Raw genomic sequence first — 2,801 nt, 5'->3', positions numbered from 1 at the left:
CGCTAATATTACTCATTTTTCCAGATCAGCAGCAGGCATTACGTTAAAAACAGTCAGATCATGATTTGATAAATGCTGAGCGTTGATATCGGGTAAAAATCTCAGTATGTTACTGATTACTAATGGCTGGCTATGACTATCTTTGACTATCAGTGGGACGCTAAATATCCTAATATTTCGGTATCTTGGAACCGACATTGGGCTAATCTTAATACGTTATTTAATTACCCTCAAGACATCCGAAAAGCCATTTATACAACTAATGCAATTGAGTCATTAAACAGTGTGATCAGGAAGGCTATCAAAAATCGTAAGCTCTTCCCAAATGATGACTCAGCTAAGAAAGTTGTTTACCTGGCAATTATGCAAGCTTCTACGAAATGGACGATGCCGATTAGAAACTGGAAACCAGCATTAAATCGTTTTATTATCGAGTTTGAAGATCGAATAGCAGACTACATATAAACTAGGTGGTTACACAGAATCTGCTACAGGGTCGGATACAGTGACACTTTTGTATTGTGAACCGTTATTCAGCTATTCTGTTATCATTGCTGAGTTGGAGTCAAACAGGGCGTCGGCTTGCATACATTTTCCCTGCTGCCAAGTGGTTTGCAATTGCTGTTTAAAAAGGGTAATTTCATTTTGTTGTACTAATAGCGCTTTGATTAACTGTTTAACTTCAAGTAATCGCACATCAAGTTGCTGTAACACTTTATCGTGATCCAATCCTTTTGCTGGTTCACTATGCGCTAATACCGTGAGAATATCTTCTAAGCTAAAACCCAACCGTTTTGCACATTGAATCGTTGCGAGTCGCTGAACGCTCTCATTATTATAATGACGATAACCATTCACATTTCGACTTGCCTTAGGCAGTAAACCTTTGGTTTCATAAAACCGAATTGTGTGTGCTGCCACGCCACTTAATTTTGCGAGTTCACCAATTTTCATTCGTCCTCCTTTTACCCCATCGGCACTATTGACATTAAAGTTAACTTTAAGCTTATACTTTTTAAAAATCCACTGATATCGAGCGTTATAAATGAATCATACTGTATTTAACCCCCTTACGTTACCGAATGGCACCATACTGCCCAATCGTTTAGCAAAAGCGGCAATGGAAGAGAATATGGCGGCAACGGCGCACTTACCTGGTGAGCATATTTGTCAGCTATATCATACTTGGGCAGCCGGTGGCACAGGCTTATTGATAACGGGTAATGTGATGGTTGACCACCGTGCCATGACCGGTCCAGGTGGTATTGTGCTAGAAGAGAATACACCCATCGCCCCCTTTAAAGCATGGGCTAAAGCGGGGACTCAAAACGGTACCAAAATGTGGATGCAAATTAATCATCCCGGTCGTCAAGTATATGCTGCTATGGGAGGGCAGGTACTTTCACCTTCAGATATTGCTTTGGATATGGGTAAACACAGTCAGTTATTTGCGACACCCAGCCCCATGACAGAAGCTGAAATACGAGAGCTTATTCAACGTTTTGTGTGTACAGCCACCCGTGCGGTTGAGGCGGGTTTTAATGGTATTCAAATTCATGCTGCCCATGGATATCTGATATCACAGTTTTTATCCCCATTGACGAATAAGCGAACGGATCAGTGGGGCGGTAGTCTTGATAACCGTGCTCGCTTACTTTACCAAATCGTTGATGCAATCAAGCAACGCTTACCTAAACATATTGCGGTTGCTGTTAAGCTTAATTCTGCTGATTTTCAACGTGGCGGTTTTGATGCCAATGATGCCTTAGTCGTCGTCAAAGCCCTTGGGCATTTAAATGTCGATTTGGTTGAGTTATCGGGTGGTAGCTACGAGAGTCCTGCAATGCAAGGTAATACGGCTGATGGGCGAACTCTTGAACGAGAAGCTTATTTTCTTAAGTTTGCCAAAGAAATTGCCAAGCAAGCACCGATGCCAATAATGACGACAGGAGGCATTATGCGCTTACCCGTTGCACAAAAGGTACTCGATGAAGGGGTTGATATGGTGGGCATTGGTCGAGCATTAGCCTTTAGCCCTGATCTGCCTAATCGATGGAAAACCTCACCCGATTTCAGCGCTTTTTTGCCTAATATAAAATGGAAAGATAAAACATTGGTCGCGCTCGCAAGCTTGGCCATAACTAAACGCCAACTTCAACGTATGGGAAAAGGTAAAGCACCTAAGTCAAACTCATCTCCGGTCATATCATTAATTGCCGATCGCATGCGCCTTAAAAAACTGACTAAAATTTACCGAACCCGATATGCCCATAAATAATGTTAGGAATAAACGTGTTTTAATCACAGCGTAGAGAGTGCGGCCTAGCCTTCTAAGCCCACTTTCCTTAACAAAGGGCTCTACAACAAAGAGTCAAACACGTTTAGCTGGATCCTGCTTTATAAAAGAATGGGGACAGCGTTTTTGACTCCTTTTTACTGCGTTATCGCTTTTTTCGTTCAGAGTAGAGAGAATTCTATTGTTCTGCTTTTTTTCTGAAGGTCTAAATATAGTCCTAACGCAATAAAGAGCATTATACCTCCGACACTAATATCGATAATTCTTTGTGTTTTTTCTTTCCCTAGCCAAGGAGAAAGCTTTTCTGCTCCGATGGCTAAAGAAAAAAGCCATAATAATGACGCTCACATAGTACCAGGGCGGGATCGCACTTTGTTAACAAATATTGAATCTGCTGAATTACTGTGATCTAATCGCACCTCACTTTCTGAGAGGTAACCCAATGACCCTGATCGAACACCTTACCGTTGTTGAAGAAACCCGTTCTGGTATCAACCAAAGACAC

Annotated in this window: 2 protein-coding genes and 2 pseudogenes; 2 read left to right on the top strand and 2 right to left on the bottom strand. The window is 41.8% G+C overall.

What is annotated here, in order from left to right:
- Window positions 1–129: 129 nt before the first annotated feature.
- Window positions 130–465, top strand: a pseudogene (locus tag L2764_RS26610) (transposase); the annotation flags it as partial.
- Between the two features lie 72 nt (window positions 466–537).
- On the opposite strand, the gene L2764_RS26605 reads toward L2764_RS26610, so the two are convergent.
- Complete coding sequence (locus tag L2764_RS26605; RefSeq protein WP_248943353.1) at window positions 538–954, bottom strand: MerR family transcriptional regulator; 417 nt, start codon at window positions 952–954, stop codon at window positions 538–540.
- Window positions 955–1,045: 91 nt separating this feature from the next.
- On the opposite strand from L2764_RS26605, the gene L2764_RS26600 reads away from it, so the two are divergent.
- Window positions 1,046–2,278, top strand: a complete 1,233-nt coding sequence (locus L2764_RS26600) for an NADH:flavin oxidoreductase/NADH oxidase family protein (protein ID WP_248943352.1) — start codon at window positions 1,046–1,048, stop codon at window positions 2,276–2,278.
- 179 nt (window positions 2,279–2,457) lie between these two features.
- On the opposite strand, the pseudogene L2764_RS28440 reads toward L2764_RS26600, so the two are convergent.
- Window positions 2,458–2,628, bottom strand: a pseudogene (locus L2764_RS28440) (hypothetical protein); the annotation flags it as partial.
- Between the last annotated feature and the right edge of the window lie 173 nt (window positions 2,629–2,801).

It is taken from the genome of Shewanella surugensis (assembly GCF_023284005.1).
In the GTDB taxonomy this organism is placed as follows: domain Bacteria; phylum Pseudomonadota; class Gammaproteobacteria; order Enterobacterales; family Shewanellaceae; genus Shewanella; species Shewanella surugensis.
This window is presented reverse-complemented; position numbering and strand designations above follow the sequence as displayed.